Here is a 15,074-nt window from a genome sequence, read left to right on the forward strand (position 1 = left end):
ACCAAACGGGGTAGAAACGAGTCCAATAGTTATGAGTGAAAACAAGATGAACGAAACTGACCAACTTCCAGACACCGCAGGATGGCCCGTCGTCGGCGAAGACGGCCTTGCGCGCCCACCGTGGGCGGCAACCGATCCCCTGCTGCGCAACTACTACGACGCCGAGTGGGGCGACCCCGTACGCGACGAGCGGGGCATGTTTGAGCGCGTCTGCCTCGAGGGCTTCCAGGTGGGTTTGTCGTGGCGGTTGATCCTGCAAAAGCGCGATGCGTTCCGCGACGCCTTCGCAAACTTCGACCCGGAGGTGGTCGCGGGCATGAGCATTGAGCATTTGCTTGACGACGACACCTTGATCCGCAACCGCCGCAAACTCCAAGCCGCCGTGACCAACGCCAAGGCAACACTTGCCCTGCGCGAGGAGGGCACGCACTTGGGCGAGTTCATCTGGTCCTACAAGCCGGAGACAACCCCTGCCCCGCGCACGATGGCGGAAGTCCCGACACAATCCGACGAGTCTGCGCAGTTAGCCAAGGATTTGAAGAAGCGGGGGTTCACCTTCGTGGGACCGGTGACCATGTACGCGCTGATGGAGTCCACCGGCATCTTGGACACGAACCTCATCGGCACGTGGAAGCGTGGCAGATCCGGAGTGTGGGACTAGTCGTCGTCCATTTCGGCGAAGGCGTCCTCGACCGAGTCGTACTCCTCGCGGGAGGCCTCCCACACTTCCTTCGCCGCCGAAAAGTTCACCGCGGCGATGATCGCGCCGACGATGATGTCGAACCACGCGGTGTGCCACACGAAGGTCAGCAATCCCGCGACGATGATGAGCACGTTGGCCAACGCGTCGTTGCGTGCCGCGAGCCACGCGCCGGTGGCAAGCGACGAGCCTTCGTCGCGCAGCCGCAGCAGGATCACGGCACAGATCAGGTTGACCGCCAGCGCGCCGAGCGCAACACCGGTCAGCCCTTCCGGTGAGGGTGGCTCTGGGTTCATGATCTTGACCACGACCGTGACCACGGCTGCCACCGCCGGGATCAGAATCAGGGTGGCAAGGACACTGCCGGCAGCGCGTCGCCTCGAAGCAGGCCATGCAACCGCAACAAACACGAGCAGGTTGATAGCAGTGTCTTCGAGGAAGTCGGCCGAGTCCGCAAACAATGATGCGGAACCAATCGATATCGCAGCGACGAACTCAACGAAGAAGTACGCGAGGTTCAGCAGCGCAACGATGAGCACTGCGCGGCGAATCTTCTGCGCGGACACCGTGACCAATCCTTTCCATAGCGAAAGCCCCGCACGATCGTTTTGTCGTGCGGGGCGGAAAGTGGAGCTAAGGGGAATCGAACCCCTGACCTTCGCATTGCGAACGCGACGCTCTACCAACTGAGCTATAGCCCCTCAAGGGCGCCTCTTGAAGGCGATTGCCACGTTACTCCTGCAACCCGATGTGGTTAAATCGCCTGGTTATAAGCCCTAGCTGGCGCGTGCAGCGAAGCGGTCGCGGATATCGCGGTAGTCGGCCCGGTCGTGGTCGTCTTCTGGCGGAGTGAAGCGAGAAACGGGCAGTGCGTCGAAGTCGGGGCTGTCGTCGTCAAGATCCAGGATCACCGAGCCCGAGTAGCGACGAGCAACGCGCTCGCGCGAGTTGGCCTCATCACCCAGAGCGACACCCAGGCGCGCGCGACGCAACTGACGCAGACGACGCTGGTGCAGTGCGCGCTCCTGCAGCACGGTGTGGCGCAGTGCGATCATGTACCACGCGGTCAGGCCGAGCGCGACGATGTTGAGCGCCCACACCCAGCCACCGGCGACGAACGCGGCCACAAACGTGATCACACACGCTGCAAGCAGACCGAGCAGCGTGCGCTGGCGGCGCTGCTGGCGCGTGGCCTTGGCTGCTTGCTCGCGCTGTGGGTCGTAGCCACCGCGGCCACGACGCGACGCCGCAAATGCGATGTCTGCCTCGTCGACGATATCGTTTTCGGCCGCGTCTTCAGCGTCTGTGTCTGCGTCCACAGCATCCTCAGCGTCGACGGCCTCGACAGCGTCCGGGTTGTCCTCTGCGTCCTCCGCACCTTCAGCGTCAGCGACCTCAGCCTCTGCGCCTGTGTCCGTGTCTGCGTCTGTGACGGTGTCTGCGGTGGCGTAGCCCAGGTCCGCCGGCGAGGTGTACGTCTCGTCGAGCTCGTAGCGCTCTTCCTCGACAGCTTCTTCAGCGGTGTGTTCAGTGCCTTCTTCGTTCTGGACGAGCACGGAGATTGCGGTCGAGCCGCCAGCCTCTGCGGCGACAACACTGGCGGTCTCAGCAGATTCAGCGGTCTCGACAGATTCCTCAGACTCGGCGGGTGCAGCCTCGTCCTGGGATTCAGCGTCAGCCTCGTCGGCGACGTGCTCGATAACTTCGCCATCGACGGTGTTGTCGTCCTGGGCAGCGTCTTCGGCCTGTGCGGATTTGAAGAGGCGCAGGTTCGGGGCGTCGTCGATAAGCACCTGCTCCTCCTCGGCGACAGCCTCGACAACCTCGTAATCGTCATCTGCGTCGTCGTGGCGGTGGATGTCAGCCTGGGTCAGCTTCGGGCGACGGCGGGTTGCCATGGGGGCGTCGCCACCTTTGTGCAGCACGCGCGTCTCTTCGTAGCCCTCACCGGAGCGGCGAATCGGCTTGTTATTCCCCACCGCCAACGGCGCGAGCACGATCACCCACACGATGAGGATCAAAACGATCAATAAGCTCGAGCTGCCCATCACAGACCTTTCCGCAACTACATGCACCCAATAGACACTTCACGCCACGGTATCGGCACAACCGACACTCGGCGGGTTGGCGCGCCGTGGTCGCGGAAAGGAATTCAAAAACCAGACAACCTAGACAAGCCGACCCGCGCGGCGGAGCCGTTGCACCGCGGTCGTGGGATAGTCGTCGATATTGATGGCGACGAAGTGATGGTCACGCCACTGCCCGTCGATGTGCAGGTTGCGTCGCAAATAGCCTTCCTCCACAAAGCCGTTGGTGCGCAGCACCTTGCCAGAGGCAGGATTGCCCGGCAGATACGTCGCCGTCACACGGTGCAGGCCCACGCGCCCGAAGGCGTGATCCACGCCGAGTGCACACGCCGCCGACGCAACCCCGCGCCCCATATATGGCGAATGCACCCAGTAGCCGATCCAGCATTCGGAGACGATCCCGTGCTGGATGTTGCCCAACGTCACTTGGCCGGCAAACGCGCCGTCGACCTCGATGACCATCGGCACCACCGTGCCCTGCTGCGCCATACGTTTGAGGTTGAGCCACGAGTTGCGCCACGCTGCATGCGAGTGGGCGTCCTCCCAGGTGCCGTCCACTGTGGGCTCGACAGGCGCGAGCCATTGCCTATCGACGACGCGCGTCTCACTCCACTCCCCACCGTCACTACCGCGCAGCGGACGCAACTGCACACGCGCACCGTCCGGCAGCCCGACGGCAGGGGTCAGTTCTGGCCAGCCCGGTGTGGGCGGGCGAAACATGGCAAACACGCTAGCTGCGCTGCCGGATGAACTCGACGTCCACCTCGTCGCCCGGGCGCACGTGGGTGGCACCCTCTGGCAAGTGGATCATGGCGTTGGCCTCCGCAAACCCAGCCAGCAAGTGGGTCGGGCCGGCGTCGAGCACGCTCAGCGGCTCCACGAGGTACTCGCCGGTCTCGCTGTCTCGCATGAGGCGGGCGCGAATGTAGCCCCGACGACCGTCGATGGACTCCATCGGACGCAACGAACGCGCACGCACCGTCTGACGCGTGATCGTCGGCGCCCCGAGGGCACGGCGGATGAGTGGCCGGACGATGGTCTCCGTAATCACCAGAGCGCTCACCGGATTCGAGGGCAAGAGGAACACTGGGATCCTCTCCTCCCCCAGCACGCCGAAGCCCTGAACGGAGCCAGGGTGCATGGCAACGCGGGTGGTGTCGATCTGCCCCATCTCGCGCAGGATCTCCTGGATCGCCGCAGCACCGGAGCCACCGACGGCGCCGGTGATGATGATGCACTCGCTCTTATCCACGTAACCGGCGATGGTCTCGCGCATGCGGCGCGGCTCCGCGTTGATGATGCCCGCGCGTTGCACCTCAGCGCCAGCCTCTTCAGCAGCGGCAGCCACAGCGTAGGAAGCGATGTCGAAGACTTGACCCAAACCGGGGTCGCGCTCCAAGTCGACGAGTTCCAGACCGTAGCTCATCACCGTCACTCGCGGGCGCGGGTAAACGAGCACCTTGTCGCGACCGGCCGCAGCAGCCAGCCCCACCTGCGCGGGACCGAAGATGGTGCCCTGGCGCACGGCAACGTCGCCGGGCTGGATATCGTCGCCGGCCTTGCGCACAAAGTCACCGGTGCGCACGGGGCGCAGCGGAGTCACGCGCTTGCGGCCGCGGTCGGTCCACTCCAGCGGCAACACAGCATCAGCCAGGGTGGGCAGTGGTGCGCCCGTGGCCACACGCACCGCCTGGCGCGGTTGGAGGCGCAGCGGCTTCTGAGATCCGGCGGGCACCTCACCGACGACCGGCAGCGCACGATCGGGCGCCGGGCGCGGGGCCTTCTGCTCTTCGGCGTCCGCTTCGGACTCATCCTCGGCGCCAGCTGCTGGTCGCCTGCGCAGACCTGCGGTACCGCCGACGTCGACGGCGCGAACCGCAAACCCGTCGATGGCAGCCTGAGCAAAACCGGGAACCTGGCGGGTGGCGGCGATTTCCTCCGCGCACCGCAGCCCGAGGGCATCAGTGAGTGCGACGCGGATGGGCTCCGGCGCAACGGCAGCATCAATCACCGCTGCAAGCTGCTCCTCAACGCTGCGCATGGATGTACCCGCCTTACTTTCGCCTTAGTTTGTCAGTTCGGGGTGTTCTGCTTCGTATTCGGTGATGATCTTCTTCAACGCCGTGTACAACGCCGGCCCGTACTTTTCGTCGTGCAGACCAAAGTCCACATTCGCCGGAATATAACCACCCGGGTTGCCCAGGTCATGGCGCTTGCCCTCATGAACCACCACATGCACCGGGTGGCCTTCAGAGATCATCAACTCAATGGCATCAGTTAACTGCAGCTCGCCGCCCTTACCCGGGGTAATACGACGCAGCGCATCAAAAATGCCACGATCCAACAAATACCGGCCAGTAGCCACAAGCGTCGACGGCGCATCCTCCACAGCAGGCTTTTCCACCATGCCACGCACCTTCAACACCTCGATGCCATCAAAGGACTCCCCCGCATCCTCAACATCAAACACGCCGTAGTTAAACACCTCTTCACGCGAGACGTTAAACGCACACAGCACAGACCCACCGAGGCGATTGCGCACTTCGACCATCTTGTCCATCACCCCCATCGGCAGCACAAGATCATCCGGCAACATGACAGCCACGGCGTCTTCGTCGTCGTCAAGCGCCTGCTCCGCACACCCCACAGCATGACCCAGGCCGAGGGGCTGATCCTGCTCAACCGCAACAGCCTGAATCAGCTCGCCAGCACGAGCAACCTTTTCAGCCTGCTCTTCCTTGCCGCGCGCGACCATGAGATCCTGCAACTCGGCAAAGTCACCGAAGTGGCGCATGATCTCTTCCTTATTCGGCGCCACCACCACCGCCAAACGCTGCGCACCACAGGCCGCAGCCTCCTGGGCGATCAACTCAATGCCCGGAGTGTCCACCACCGGCAGCAACTCCTTCGGCACAGTCTTCGTCGCCGGCAAAAAACGCGTCCCCATACCAGCAGCAGGAACAACAACCGTCTTCAACGAAAACGCGTTGCCGTCCGTGGCAGCCTGGGCCGCAGCAGTGTGGTCAGTAGAATTCCGCATAAGTCATGAGCTTAACCTGACGCCCCTGTAAACCCGGTGAGCGACCCAAGGAGTTCCGTGTCCCAATCCACACCAGCCGTCAATGCAAAAGATGCTTTACGACGAGCCCACCTCTCCACCCGGCGCGAATTAGCCGCAGACACTGCACGTAAGCAGTCACTTGACGACGCGATTGTGTCGCACACACTGGCGTGTTTGCGTGAGACGAATGCGGTGGGGACCAACATCGCGGCCTACAACCCGTTGGCTACTGAGCCGGGCCCAGCCGATTTCGCGACACGTCTTACCGGGCCCGCCCGCACGGTGTTCTTGCCAATCTCGCTCAGCAGCGGCGAGCTGGCGTGGTCCCCAGCCGCAGACGATGATGCTGGTACAGCCGGTGCGCTCGGGGTTGTCGAGCCAACCGGCGCACGATTCACCTCCCAGGTGTTGCGCTCGTGCGGGTTGATCGTCGCGCCGGCACTCGCGGTGGACCGAGGCGGGATGCGCCTAGGTAAAGGCAAAGGCTATTACGACCGTGCGCTTGCAGGACTCAACGTACCGGTGGCCGCGGTGGTCTACGACGAGGACATCGTGGACGCCGTGCCTTGCGACGACCACGACCAACCCGTGGACTACATCATCACCCCAAGCGGATTTTTTAGGGTCTGAGGGAACCGGGGTAGCGCAGGGTCCGTCAGATACCCATGGACCTTCACGCACAGTTCGCGCAGTTGCGCACGCCCGGATACCGCCGGTCTGTCATCATTCGCCGCATCGTTGCGGTGGTGCTTGTCATCGCCTCGGCGTTGCACGTCATCGTCGGTGTGTCCCGCGATGATCCAGCGGTGGTTGTCTTTGCCCGTGAGGTTGCGCCCGGCACGACGCTTACCGGCGAGGACGTGGCCCTGCGGCGACTTCCAGCTGACGCAGTACCGCAGGGGGCACTGTCTGATCTCGCGCTGGCGGAGGGCCAACTTCTTGCCGCGGCGGCATCAGCTGGTGAGGTGGTGACCTCCACACGCCTTGTCGGACCGGATCTCACCGCAACCTTGATTGCGGAGGAACCACCCGGCGAAGAGTTCTCTCTGGTGCCGGTTCCGGTCGCGGAATCAGACATCATTCCGCTGCTGCATCACGGTGCACGGGTGGACGTGATCGCACAAGGGCCGCGCACTGTCGCGACTGGCGGGCGCGTGGTTACTTCAGGTGAGAAAGGTACAGTTCTTGTGCTTTTTCGGCAGTCTCAAGCGGAAGCCGTTGCTGCAGCCTCGCTGGATGGCCCATTGACCTTACTTTTGAGTCGTCATATACAACCGCCTAGTATTCCCTAACATGCTTCAAGGTTTTAAAGATTTCATCATGCGCGGCAACGTCATTGACCTTGCCGTTGGCGTTGTGATTGGTGCAGCTTTCACCGCTGTCGTCACCGCATTTTCCGATTCCATCATCAACCCGTTCCTCGCAGCCCTCGGCGGCGTGGACTACTCCGGCCTCGGCTTCTTCGTCCGTGAGGGCAACGAGGCTACCTTCGTTGACTTCGGTGCACTGATCACCGCAATCATCAACTTCCTGCTCATCGCTGCAGTGATCTACTTCCTGCTGGTCATGCCGATGAACAAGCTCGACGAGGCACAGAAGCGTCACAAGGGCGTCGACCCAGAGGAGCCGGCTCCGACCGAGACCGAGCTGCTCGCGGAAATCCGCGACCTGCTGTCCAACCAGAACCCGAACTCCACCCAGAAGCCGCTGAACTAATCCCCGTGATGCGGCGGCCGCTGCTCTTCGTAGAAGGCGCGGCCAGTCAAGCCCGGCTCTTCGTCATCGAGTAGCACTTCGCGCTCGCCGTCGAACGCCGGGCTTTTGCGTTGTTGCGACGGCGCCTTATCCGCCGTGCGGTCGTAATCCACATCCGCACGACGCACGACTCTTCTTCTCTTGCGTTCCATCTGCACTGTCACCGCGCGCTATCTACACCGAGTACTGGTTGAGTTCGCCGATGAGGTGGGTGACCAGCGGGGCAATCGTCGATACACCATCGCGAATCGCCTGACGGCTCGACGCCAGGTTCACCACCACCGTAGAGCCGGATACACCGCAAATGCCGCGGGAGGTGCACGCATCAACCGCGCCACACGCCTGCCCCGACGCCCGAATCGCCTGGCTCACCCCCGGCACCACCTTATCGATGATGCCGCGCGTCGCCTCCGGCGTCTTATCGCGCGGGCCAACACCCGTACCGCCGAGCGTGAGCACCAAGTCCACACCACCGACGACACCGGTCTCAATCGCCTTGCGGATGTCGGACTTCTTCGACTTCACCCGCACCACACCGTCAACCCGGTAATTGAACTCGCTAAGGAGCTCCACCACCATCTTGTCGGTGTTGTCGCCGGGGGCGTCGTATCGACGATCCCCCACCAGCACAACAATGGCACGCGGCGATTCCGGCGCAGCCTGCTCCAGCTCAGAGGCACGAAGGGTTGCCTCGTCCGGCTCGTTCATGTCCAGATCAGCAAGATCAACCGAGTCATACAGTTCAGTCATCGTAAAACGGGCTCCCGTCCGTCAGCGCGGTGAGAAAATATTGCAAGTCTCTAAAGAACTTACTCTGTGCTGAGGGTCACCTCTACCGGAATCGGCTCACCTTCTCCTTGACGCTCCACTTGCAGCGTCACTGTCTGGCCAAAGTCCTGCGAACGGGTAGCGGCAATCAACGCGTCAGCTGAATCTATAAGTCGGTCATTCAACCGCGTGATCACATCTGCCCGTTTCAGGCCCGCCTGCTCCGCGGGGCTGCCCGGCTCCACCGCAGCAACCACAGCGCCGCCAGTGATGGCCTGGGCGATGCTGACCTGCACACCCAGCATCGGTTGCGTCGCCTCACCATTACGGATCAGCTGGTCCGCCACTCGCTTGGCAAAGTTCGACGGAATGGAGAACCCAAGACCGATCGAACCGCCGGAGCTCTCTCCGCCAAAGCTGCTCTGGGACAGCGACGCAATCGCCGAGTTCATACCGATCAGGTTGCCGTTCATATCCACTAACGGGCCGCCCGAGTTACCGGGGTTGATCGCCGCATCCGTCTGGATGCCGTCCATCAGCGAGCTCTCGCCGCCCCCCTGGCTCGCGCGCACCGGTCGGTTGAGCGCAGAGACAATACCTGAGGTCACCGTCGCAGACAGACCCAACGGCGAGCCGACCGCCACGACCTGCTGGCCCACACGCAGGTCATTAGAATTGCCGAACTGCACCACCGGCAAGTTGTCTACGCCCTCGATCTTGAGCACGCCAATGTCGGTGTTCACATCGGAGGCAACATACTGCGCGCGGTGGCGAGAACCATCGTTGAGCGTGACTTGAATTTCGGTCCCCGGCTGCGCACCTGCGGCAATCACATGGTGGTTGGTCAGCACATACCCATCAGAGGAAATGATGGAGCCGGATCCCTCCGCCCCACCAGAGCGCGTGGCCACCTCAATGGACACCACCGACGGCAGCACCTGCGCCGCCACCTTCTCTACCGATCCATCTGGTGCCTCCGCGGCATTCGACACAGAGGGATTCTCCAGGGCGTTTTCTTGCGCCTGCTCTCCACTCGGAGCATCTGCGCTTTGCGACGATCCCGCCGACCCCGCAACGTAACCCGCACCACCACCGGCTGCAAGGCCTGTCACCAACGCAACCGCAAAGGCGGTTCCTACGCCTGCGCGACGCTTCGGAGCCTGGGATTGCGGCGGAACCGTGTACACGCCACCGCTTGGCACATACGGTGCCTGGTCGTAGTTTTCAGTTGTCTGGTGCGGAAAGCTCGAGGTTTCATCGTTGGGTTGCTCTCCGAAATCGCGCGTATTGCTCATGGATTGCGAGTATGCCCTACCGCGCTGTGGCGGCGCTTGCGACCTCACCAAACGAAACGTAGTGTTTTCTGTACATTTTCTGTACGGGTTTAGCTGTAGCTTTTCTTCGGGATGACGCGGGTCTCGTTCTCGTCTTCGACTATAAGATCCTCAGCCGTCTCGTCCTCCGGAGGACGTCCCGGGAACACCACCCGGAAACGGGCGCCACCGTCATCCGACTCTTCCGCCACGATTGTCGCACCGTGGCGGTCCATCACCTGTTTCACAATCGCCAATCCCAGGCCAGAACCCGGCATAGCGCGCGACTCCGGGGAACGGTAGAACCGTTCAAAGACTTTCTCGCGCTCCTCGGGTGGGATGCCGGGGCCCGAGTCGTCGACAATAAGCACCGCGTTGCGCTTCGCCGCCTTAAGCGACACACGCACTGCACCACCCTCCGGCGACCACTTCGCAGCATTATCGATCAAGTTGATCGGAGCACGTCCCATGGCAAAACGATCACCACGAATGACCCACGGGTCGGCGTGGAACAAGAACGTCACATCGGGGCGACGACGACGCACGCGATCAAGCGCCTCTTCGAGCACCTCGTCGAGGCGGAAATCCTCCGGCTCGGTCTCATGCGACTCGTCGCGGGAAAGGTCGACCAGGTCGCCGATCAGGATCGACATCTCCTCCATTTGGGCAAGCACATCACGTTCCAAATCGGCCCGGTCCTCAGCCGAAATCTGGTCCTGACGGCCGGAGTTATGCAACATCATCAACAACTCAATGTTGGTGCGCATCGATGTCAACGGCGTCTTGAGCTCATGGCCCGCATCCGCCACCAATTGCGCCTGACGCTTCTTGGACTCCTCCAACGACCTCACCAACGCGTTGATCGAAGAGGTCACCTCCGCAAATTCGTCGTCGCCCTCCACCGGAAGTTCACGCGGCCCACTCGACTCGTTAGCGTTGTCCAACTCACGGTGCAGCCTGCGCACCGGAGTCAAGCCCACCGCCGAAATGAACGCACCAGAAATCCACGCCACCAGGCTGCCGACACCGATAACCACCAGCGCTGCCGCCGCCCGGCTTCCAGAGATGCGACCGTACGGGTCCTCTGTCCGAGATGCGGCAACCACCATCCCATCCGGTGTTTGGCGCACAACAACACGCTTACCGTTGACTGAGCGCACGGATACCGCATCGCCGCTCTCCGTACGCAAATACGGCCCTGAAATGGATACCGGATCCCCCAAGAACAGGTTCGAGTCTGCCCCTGAAACCGCAATGCTTGTCAACGGGTTTGATCGCCGAAACGCCGCAATTTCAGAGCGGATCTGATCTTCCGAGGCCCCGTCGAGCTGGCGAGCCATCCCCAACGTCTTGCTCCGCAGCTCAGTATCCAACACGCCTTCGTGGGTTTTGGTAGACAGCCACATGCCAAGCATCGTCGTGAGCCCAATCGCAGCCGCGACAATGAAGCCGGACAACACCGCCAATTTCAGGCGCAAGGAATGACCTGCCCCGAGGCGGGTCTCATAGGCATCGCCAGACGCGACGCGCAACATCACGGAGCAGTCTCCCGAAGCACGTAACCCACACCACGCACAGTATGGATAAGGCGAGATTCACCGCCAGCCTCAGTCTTACGACGCAAGTAACCGATGTAAACCTCCAGGGCGTTGCCTGAGGTTGGGAAGTCGTAGCCCCACACTTCCTCAAGAATGGTCTGACGGGCCAATACGTGGCGCGGGTTCTGCATCAGCAGGTGCAGCAACGCAAACTCCGTACGAGTCAGCGAGATCGGTCGGCCATCGCGGAACACGTCACGCGTCGAGGTATCCATGGTCAGGTCCTCGAACTTCAGCGTGGTCGAATCCTTCTGCTCACTATGGCGCGACTCCGCACGGGAGCGACGCAGCAGCGAACCGACACGGGCCAGCAGCTCCTCAAGCGCAAACGGCTTAGGCAGGTAGTCGTCCGCACCAGCGTCGAGGCCAGCCACACGGTCCGCGACACCATCGCGCGCCGTCAGCATAAGAATCGGGCCATCGTAGCCCGAAGAACGCAGCGTACGGCAGACACCGAGGCCGTCAAGCTTTGGCATCATAAGGTCCAAAATGGTCAGATCCGGCTGTTCTAACCGGATCTGGTCGAGCGCATCCTCACCATCTACGGCGAGGACTACGTCGTATCCGTTGAAACGAAGCGACCTACGCAGTGACTCGCGCACAGCCTGTTCGTCATCGGCAACGAGAATTTTCATGCAGATATTATGACTTATTTTCCTCTAAGAGTGAAAACGGCATTAAAAAACCGGGCCCCACCTGTGGGAACCCGGTATTTTTGCGCGAGTTTTACCTTGCGGAAGCTTAGAACTGCTCGACGTCGATCAGGCCAGCCTGAGCCGCCTTAACGAGACGACGCGGGATCTGCACCTCGCGGCCGTCGATCTTGACGTTGACCAAGTCAGGGTTGTTGGCCTTCCACTGGGAACGGCGCATGCGCGTGTTAGCGCGGGACATCTTGAACTTAGGGGTTGCCATGATTGTGCTCCTTTACGCCCTTTAGTTAGCGGACTTCTTCTTGCGGCGTGCCATGCCACCGAAACGCTGGTTGAACTTCTCAACACGGCCAGCGGTGTCCATGAGACGCTGAGCGCCAGTCCAGAACGGGTGAGACTCTGCGGTCACGTCAACCACGATGAGCGGGTACTCGTTGCCGTCCTCCCACTGCTCGGTGCGTGCGGAAGTCAGGGTGGAGCGCGTCAGGAACTTGTGGCCCGTGTTCGCGTCCTGGAAAATCACCGGGTGGTAATCCGGGTGAATGTCTTTCCTCATTAGTATTCGTCTCCCTCAGGATTGAACTACGGGTCGGTTCCTTACATTAAGGATCGTGCCCGAGTTGGGTGCGAAATGGTCTTTTCATCCGACGGTTGCCGGACAACTCGAAATAGCATACAGCTCACTTACGCTGCGACCTAATCATTGCAACTCGCTTATCGACGACCTCCGCCCTGCTCATCCACCACTTCCCCTCAACCCCGCCATGAATCTTTCCTCGTTTTCTTTGCCGCTGGCAGCAATCGCCAGTCTCGCCGTGCTCGCCGCAGTGTCCCTGAACGACGCCACTGAAGTTGCCCTTCGGCTTGTTCCAGTACTCGGTTTCGCGGCCGGCATGTCTGTCGTCGTCAATCTCGCTGCTCGTGTGCACACCTTCGAGTGGCTGGTTGGCGCGTTGCAGCGCACGACGTCACGCAGAGAGATCGTTCTGGCGGGGTTTCTCGCACTGTGTGTCGCCGCAACGGCGTTCCTCTCGCTCGACACCACTGCGATCATGCTGACCCCGCTGGCGGTGCAACTCGCCTCCCGCTTCCGCCTCCCGGTGCCGGCGGTGGCGCTTTCCGTGGTGTGGATTGCCAACTTTGCGTCCATGCCTTTGCCGGTTTCCAACTTGACGAATTTGCTGGCGGTGGGCGGCGACGCGTTTTCCACCACCGGTGAATACGTGAAACTCGCCGCCGCCCCTGCAGCCGTGGCAGTGGCAGTGGCAGTGGCAGCGTCCTACGCGGCCCGGGCGATATACCGCAGCGCAGCCGGCGAGCCTATGCCCGAAGCGTCATCGATCCTCCCCCGCCCAACGGACGCCCTTGCGGTGCTGGGCGTCACCGTCGTTGCACTCCTCAGCCCGATCCCCTACTGGCTGACGAGCACCGTCGCCGCCATCGCAATGTGGTGTGCGGTGGGCCCGACCAGACGGCGCGACGGCATTACTCCACTCATCCCGTGGTCGGCGCTCAGCCTTGCCACTGCCTTCTCCGCGGTGGCGACACTGGCCCTGCAGATCAGCGATATTTCGTCCGCCGTGCAGCAACTCGCCGGCACACACCCCTTAGCAATTGCAGCTGCTGGCGCGACCACAGCGAACGCGATCAACAACATCCCTGCGTTTTTGATGCTCGAACCTGCAGTCAGCGATCCGGCCAGCGTGCTGGCTCTCCTGATCGGCGTCAATGTCGGCCCGGTGATCACCCCATGGGCATCGCTCGCCACACTGCTGTGGGCAGATCAACTCCGCCGCGCAAAGGCCCCAGTACCGTGGCGCGGGTTCATCCTGTGGGGCCTACTCCTGGCACCAGTTACCGTCATTGCCGCTACCGCTGCACTGCTGGCCGTTGCTTAGCCGCAACCATGTCGACAGCCCGGTGCATGACAATTTCAAACGGTCCCCGCTGGAAGCGCTTCAGCCACAACATGCTGAAGGCAACAAGCAGCGCACACAACGCGAGATAAACCCCACACACGAGCAAGGTGCCGGCAGGCCCCTCTACGTACCGGGCTAGACCAAACCCGAAGTCGTAGAACACCACAGAGGCGAGCACATTCTGCAGGATGTAGCACGTCAGCGCGGTGCGACCGACTGCAGCCAAACCGGTTCCCACCACACCAAGCGTGTTGTCGCGGCGGATGTAGAAGGCCGCGATGAGCGCGAGGACACCGAACGCCACTACCGTCGAGGTGACGTAGCGCGTCAACGAAGCAGATGCGCCGGTGGCAAACAAGCGCAGCCCCCAGTCCAGCGGGATACCAACACCGAGGCCGACGAGCATTACTTTGCGACGCAACCCCGCCCCGGCGGGTTGGAATAGTCCAGCGCGGTACAACCTGGCCGCGAGGAGAAACACACCGATGCCCATCACGAACATGATTGGGATTTCGAACCTGCCGCCGAAGAAGTCGTCGATACGCGCCTGCACCATCGCCGGATAGCTGTCGGTTGCGGTGTAGAGCGCAAACGACTGGTCAAACGTGGGGATATCCTCGCCACCCTCGATCTCGTCGAGCGGGATGCTGTTGAGCAGATAGGTGCCCACGGAGAACAGCACCATGACAAGGACATGTGCGCTCAGCGCGAGCCACATCCACACCTTTTGCACACGCTCGCTGCGCACAATGATTGGCGCGACCGCAAGCGCGGTTAGGCCGTAGCCCATCAACACATCGAACTCGAAAATGAAGATGTAGTTCAGTAGCCCTTCGGCCACAAGGAAGATTGCGCGCCAGTAGTACAGCCCGGGCCAGCGCTGGTTTCGTTTCGCTGCAGATTGGCGCTGGATCTCCATGCCGATGCCGAACATGATGGTGAGCAGTCCCAGGAACTTGCCGTCCGTGACCAACGCGCTTGCGGCATTGAACAACGCGTCGGCGGCCTCTGCTGCAGTTCCATTCGTGGAAGCGGCGCGAACCTCATCCCAGAGCGTGAAGTTCGGATCGAAATACTGCTCCATGACGCTGTCCATCTGGTGCCAGGTGGCAAAGATCCAGATATTCGTTGCCAAGGTGCCCAGAATTGCGATACCTCGAGCGACGTCGAGAGCGACGATTCTCCGATAGGTGGGTTCATTCACGGGTGTCATACTACGC

Annotated in this window: 18 protein-coding genes and 1 tRNA gene; 5 read left to right on the top strand and 14 right to left on the bottom strand. The window is 61.8% G+C overall.

What is annotated here, in order from left to right:
* The first annotated feature begins 31 nt into the window (after positions 1-31).
* A complete protein-coding gene (locus tag HMPREF3171_RS06110) occupies positions 32-661 on the top strand; it encodes a DNA-3-methyladenine glycosylase I (RefSeq protein ID WP_246815337.1) in 630 nt (209 codons plus the stop codon).
* Here HMPREF3171_RS06110 and HMPREF3171_RS06115 read toward each other — a convergent pair.
* From HMPREF3171_RS06115 to HMPREF3171_RS06140, 6 genes are all read right to left on the bottom strand, one after another.
* Positions 658-1,266: a cation efflux transmembrane domain-containing protein gene (locus tag HMPREF3171_RS06115; protein WP_168161882.1), complete on the bottom strand. Its 609-nt coding sequence runs from the start codon at positions 1,264-1,266 to the stop codon at positions 658-660. The two genes, HMPREF3171_RS06110 and HMPREF3171_RS06115, sit on opposite strands and share 4 nt — an antisense overlap.
* Positions 1,267-1,328: 62 nt before the next feature.
* Positions 1,329-1,401 (bottom strand) — tRNA-Ala (locus HMPREF3171_RS06120).
* A 75-nt stretch (positions 1,402-1,476) separates the two neighbouring features.
* Positions 1,477-2,730 carry a divisome protein SepX/GlpR gene (gene sepX / locus HMPREF3171_RS06125; RefSeq protein ID WP_141743370.1) on the bottom strand — a complete coding sequence of 418 codons (1,254 nt, stop codon included), beginning with the start codon at positions 2,728-2,730 and terminating at the stop codon, positions 1,477-1,479.
* A gap of 138 nt (positions 2,731-2,868) precedes the next feature.
* Positions 2,869-3,507 carry a GNAT family N-acetyltransferase gene (locus tag HMPREF3171_RS06130; protein WP_070483761.1) on the bottom strand — a complete coding sequence of 213 codons (639 nt, stop codon included), beginning with the start codon at positions 3,505-3,507 and terminating at the stop codon, positions 2,869-2,871.
* Positions 3,508-3,517: 10 nt separating this feature from the next.
* Positions 3,518-4,828, bottom strand: coding sequence for a molybdotransferase-like divisome protein Glp (gene glp, locus HMPREF3171_RS06135; protein WP_070421417.1), 1,311 nt, complete (start codon positions 4,826-4,828; stop codon positions 3,518-3,520).
* A 24-nt stretch (positions 4,829-4,852) separates the two neighbouring features.
* On the bottom strand, positions 4,853-5,827 hold the full coding sequence (locus tag HMPREF3171_RS06140) for a UTP--glucose-1-phosphate uridylyltransferase (protein WP_070483676.1): 975 nt from the start codon (positions 5,825-5,827) through the stop codon (positions 4,853-4,855).
* Between the two features lie 57 nt (positions 5,828-5,884).
* Here HMPREF3171_RS06140 and HMPREF3171_RS06145 point away from each other — a divergent pair, with 57 nt between their 5' ends.
* Genes HMPREF3171_RS06145 through mscL form a run of 3 tightly spaced genes read left to right on the top strand, consistent with a single transcriptional unit; the run spans position 5,885 to position 7,564 of the window.
* A complete protein-coding gene (locus tag HMPREF3171_RS06145) occupies positions 5,885-6,478 on the top strand; it encodes a 5-formyltetrahydrofolate cyclo-ligase (protein WP_070483679.1) in 594 nt (197 codons plus the stop codon).
* A 35-nt stretch (positions 6,479-6,513) separates the two neighbouring features.
* Positions 6,514-7,140 (top strand): SAF domain-containing protein, encoded by a 627-nt coding sequence (locus tag HMPREF3171_RS06150; protein WP_070483680.1) that lies wholly within the window; start codon positions 6,514-6,516, stop codon positions 7,138-7,140.
* A gap of 1 nt (position 7,141) precedes the next feature.
* On the top strand, positions 7,142-7,564 hold the full coding sequence (gene mscL / locus HMPREF3171_RS06155; RefSeq protein WP_070421421.1) for a large conductance mechanosensitive channel protein MscL: 423 nt from the start codon (positions 7,142-7,144) through the stop codon (positions 7,562-7,564).
* Here mscL and HMPREF3171_RS06160 read toward each other — a convergent pair.
* The 7 genes from HMPREF3171_RS06160 to HMPREF3171_RS06190 form a co-directional block, all read right to left on the bottom strand.
* A complete protein-coding gene (locus HMPREF3171_RS06160; protein ID WP_224212929.1) occupies positions 7,561-7,767 on the bottom strand; it encodes a hypothetical protein in 207 nt (68 codons plus the stop codon). The two genes, mscL and HMPREF3171_RS06160, sit on opposite strands and share 4 nt — an antisense overlap.
* A 10-nt stretch (positions 7,768-7,777) precedes the next feature.
* Positions 7,778-8,353 carry a MogA/MoaB family molybdenum cofactor biosynthesis protein gene (locus tag HMPREF3171_RS06165; RefSeq protein WP_070483682.1) on the bottom strand — a complete coding sequence of 192 codons (576 nt, stop codon included), beginning with the start codon at positions 8,351-8,353 and terminating at the stop codon, positions 7,778-7,780.
* A gap of 59 nt (positions 8,354-8,412) precedes the next feature.
* A complete protein-coding gene (locus tag HMPREF3171_RS06170) occupies positions 8,413-9,666 on the bottom strand; it encodes a S1C family serine protease (RefSeq protein WP_083291993.1) in 1,254 nt (417 codons plus the stop codon).
* Between the two features lie 89 nt (positions 9,667-9,755).
* Positions 9,756-11,219: a sensor histidine kinase gene (locus HMPREF3171_RS06175; protein ID WP_070483684.1), complete on the bottom strand. Its 1,464-nt coding sequence runs from the start codon at positions 11,217-11,219 to the stop codon at positions 9,756-9,758.
* Positions 11,219-11,917: a response regulator transcription factor gene (locus tag HMPREF3171_RS06180; protein ID WP_070421425.1), complete on the bottom strand. Its 699-nt coding sequence runs from the start codon at positions 11,915-11,917 to the stop codon at positions 11,219-11,221. Before HMPREF3171_RS06180 ends, HMPREF3171_RS06175 begins: the two co-directional genes overlap by 1 nt.
* Positions 11,918-12,023: 106 nt before the next feature.
* On the bottom strand, positions 12,024-12,197 hold the full coding sequence (rpmF, locus tag HMPREF3171_RS06185) for a 50S ribosomal protein L32 (protein ID WP_070421426.1): 174 nt from the start codon (positions 12,195-12,197) through the stop codon (positions 12,024-12,026).
* Between the two features lie 21 nt (positions 12,198-12,218).
* Positions 12,219-12,491, bottom strand: a complete 273-nt coding sequence (locus HMPREF3171_RS06190) for a type B 50S ribosomal protein L31 (protein ID WP_070421427.1) — start codon at positions 12,489-12,491, stop codon at positions 12,219-12,221.
* Between the two features lie 208 nt (positions 12,492-12,699).
* On the opposite strand from HMPREF3171_RS06190, the gene HMPREF3171_RS06195 reads away from it, so the two are divergent.
* Entirely contained in the window at positions 12,700-13,833 is a 1,134-nt protein-coding gene (locus HMPREF3171_RS06195) for an SLC13 family permease (protein WP_070483686.1), read from the top strand.
* On the opposite strand, the gene HMPREF3171_RS06200 is transcribed toward HMPREF3171_RS06195, so the two are convergent.
* The gene (locus HMPREF3171_RS06200) at positions 13,805-15,058 is read right to left on the bottom strand and encodes a DUF418 domain-containing protein (protein WP_168161883.1); all 1,254 of its coding nucleotides are present in this window, start codon (positions 15,056-15,058) and stop codon (positions 13,805-13,807) included. The two genes, HMPREF3171_RS06195 and HMPREF3171_RS06200, sit on opposite strands and share 29 nt — an antisense overlap.
* Positions 15,059-15,074 lie beyond the last annotated feature (16 nt).

This window comes from Corynebacterium sp. HMSC08F01, from assembly GCF_001807545.1.
GTDB classification, from domain to species: domain Bacteria; phylum Actinomycetota; class Actinomycetes; order Mycobacteriales; family Mycobacteriaceae; genus Corynebacterium; species Corynebacterium coyleae.

Coding starts and splice junctions, on each gene's coding strand:
- HMPREF3171_RS06175 (WP_070483684.1), bottom strand. CDS start 11,219: ATGTTGCGCGTCGCGTCTGGCGATGCCTATGAGACCCGCCTCGGGGCA.
- HMPREF3171_RS06170 (WP_083291993.1), bottom strand. CDS start 9,666: ATGAGCAATACGCGCGATTTCGGAGAGCAACCCAACGATGAAACCTCG.
- mscL (WP_070421421.1), top strand. CDS start 7,142: ATGCTTCAAGGTTTTAAAGATTTCATCATGCGCGGCAACGTCATTGAC.
- HMPREF3171_RS06180 (WP_070421425.1), bottom strand. CDS start 11,917: ATGAAAATTCTCGTTGCCGATGACGAACAGGCTGTGCGCGAGTCACTG.
- HMPREF3171_RS06165 (WP_070483682.1), bottom strand. CDS start 8,353: ATGACTGAACTGTATGACTCGGTTGATCTTGCTGATCTGGACATGAAC.
- glp (WP_070421417.1), bottom strand. CDS start 4,828: ATGCGCAGCGTTGAGGAGCAGCTTGCAGCGGTGATTGATGCTGCCGTT.
- HMPREF3171_RS06150 (WP_070483680.1), top strand. CDS start 6,514: ATGGACCTTCACGCACAGTTCGCGCAGTTGCGCACGCCCGGATACCGC.
- HMPREF3171_RS06190 (WP_070421427.1), bottom strand. CDS start 12,491: ATGAGGAAAGACATTCACCCGGATTACCACCCGGTGATTTTCCAGGAC.
- HMPREF3171_RS06110 (WP_246815337.1), top strand. CDS start 32: ATGAGTGAAAACAAGATGAACGAAACTGACCAACTTCCAGACACCGCA.
- rpmF (WP_070421426.1), bottom strand. CDS start 12,197: ATGGCAACCCCTAAGTTCAAGATGTCCCGCGCTAACACGCGCATGCGC.
- HMPREF3171_RS06130 (WP_070483761.1), bottom strand. CDS start 3,507: ATGTTTCGCCCGCCCACACCGGGCTGGCCAGAACTGACCCCTGCCGTC.
- HMPREF3171_RS06140 (WP_070483676.1), bottom strand. CDS start 5,827: ATGCGGAATTCTACTGACCACACTGCTGCGGCCCAGGCTGCCACGGAC.
- HMPREF3171_RS06195 (WP_070483686.1), top strand. CDS start 12,700: ATGAATCTTTCCTCGTTTTCTTTGCCGCTGGCAGCAATCGCCAGTCTC.